The following is a 1827-nucleotide window of genomic DNA, read 5'->3' as shown; positions in this document are numbered from 1 at the left end:
TACGGGGCCGGGTGTCCGGTGATCTGGCGCTCGATATCGTAGAGCTCTCCGATCTGTTCAAGTGCTTCCCTTGCGATTGTCGAATCACTGCCCTTCCAGACATCATGGAAGGCCCGGCGGAGATGAGCCCAGCAGGCCGCTTCGCGCACGTGCACGGTTCCTGTTGCGTCTGGTTTATACAGATCCCTGAACCCGGCGTAGGCGTCAGCCTGCAGAATGCCCCGGAACTGTGCCAGATGGGTCTGGGGATTGATCCCCTTGCGATCGGGAGAGAACCAGTAGGCCACGGCGGGCGGATCACTCCCTCCCCATGGGCGGGGATCGCGCAGATAGCTCCAGATCCGCCCTTCCTTCACGCCCCGGGGTTTGCCAGCCTGACGCAGACGGGGGTCAAGAACCTGGATGGGTGTATCATCAGCATGTAGCAGGTCTGCCTTTACGACATCCTGACGGATCAGATCTGTCAGAGGACGCAGAACGGCAACGGCCTGACCACACCAGTCGATCAGGGTTGAACGGGGAATGTCCACACCCTGACGGGCAAAGATCTCATTCTGACGATAAAGCGGAATGTGGTCATCGAATTTCGAGACCAGGATATGGGCTAAAAGCCCGGTGCCAGCCATCCCCCGTGGGACAGGGCGCGACGGTGCTTCAGGCTGCACCAGTGTTTCGCAGTGACGGCAGGATTTCTTCAGCCGTGCCGTTTCGACAACTTTCAGTTTTGCCGCAATAAAGTCCAGTATTTCGGTGACATCTTCGCCTACAAGACGCAGGGGACCGCCACAGGCAGGACAGGCCTCACCTGGGTCGAGAACAATACGCTCCCGTGGTGTCGTGTCAGAAACCTTTGGTTTGCCACGCTGCCGTGGGGGAGAGAGTGCATCATCGCTGACATCATGCTCCCTGATATCAGGAGAAGGATCGGCTGCCGCGATGGCGATTTTTACATCTTCAAGGAGCAGTTCGAGTTGTTCAATCTCACGGTCTATCTTTTCTGAACTGGCCCCGAATTTCTGTTTCTGAAGACGTGCGATCCGGATTTTGAGAGACTGGACAAGAGCTTCATACGCACGGGCTGACGCAGAAAGCCGAGCCACTTCGGTCTGCAGGGAAACAATCATTTCCCTCAGGGTATCCGGATCATCAGGCAGGACCGCAGGTGCAGACGTCATTATGAAAAAATAGCAGAAAACCTAAGAAAATTCAAAATGTTCTGCACTCTCACGCCATAAAAATCAGGCCACGCGAGACGGTGGTGCAGACCAGGAAGGGCGTCTCCACTCCATGCCTTCCCACAGCATGGCCATCTGTGCTGTCGTCAGGCGTGCAACGCCCTCTGCCGGAGACGGCCATGGAAAACGTCCCTTCTCAAGCACCTTGTAATAAAGACAGAACCCCTGACCGTCCCACATCAGAAGCTTGATCCTGTCCCCACGGCGACCACGAAAGGCAAAGAGCGCCCCTGATGTCGGGTTCTGACGCAGCACGTCCTGTGCCAGTGCTGCCAGACCCGATATGCCCTTGCGCATATCGGTCACCCCGCAGGCCAGATAGACACGCACGCCGTTGCCCACGCCAATCATGCCGTCTCCGCAATCCGGATGACCCGGGCCAGAAGATCTTCGGCAGGATGTCCCGTCACCCTGATACTACGGCCATTGCGCAGCACTATGGCCAGTTCGTCAGGATCACCGCCAGATGCCACAGCAGGTGTCGTCACTGAAGCAACAGGAACAAACGCCACAGACTGATCTGGGGAAGATAGTCTTTGACGGAATGACGTCCGCCATTGGTAAAGATGTTGGCGGGTCAGGTCATGTCGAC

2 protein-coding genes are annotated in these 1827 nt (G+C 57.0%); both read right to left on the bottom strand.

Going from position 1 to position 1827, the window contains the following annotated elements; all coding sequences use genetic code 11:
- Nucleotides 1-1175 (bottom strand): IS66 family transposase (tnpC, locus tag HNH97_RS13980; RefSeq protein ID WP_171791293.1); only part of this gene is annotated, 1175 nt, incomplete at its 3' end.
- Nucleotides 1176-1238: 63 nt separating this feature from the next.
- Entirely contained in the window at nucleotides 1239-1586 is a 348-nt protein-coding gene (tnpB, locus tag HNH97_RS13975) for an IS66 family insertion sequence element accessory protein TnpB (protein WP_010510701.1), read from the bottom strand.
- Nucleotides 1587-1827 lie beyond the last annotated feature (241 nt).

The organism is Gluconacetobacter entanii (assembly GCF_013155425.1).
GTDB lineage: Bacteria > Pseudomonadota > Alphaproteobacteria > Acetobacterales > Acetobacteraceae > Novacetimonas > Novacetimonas entanii.
The sequence above is the reverse complement of the archived record's forward strand: the minus strand, read 5'-3'. Positions and strand labels throughout refer to the sequence as shown.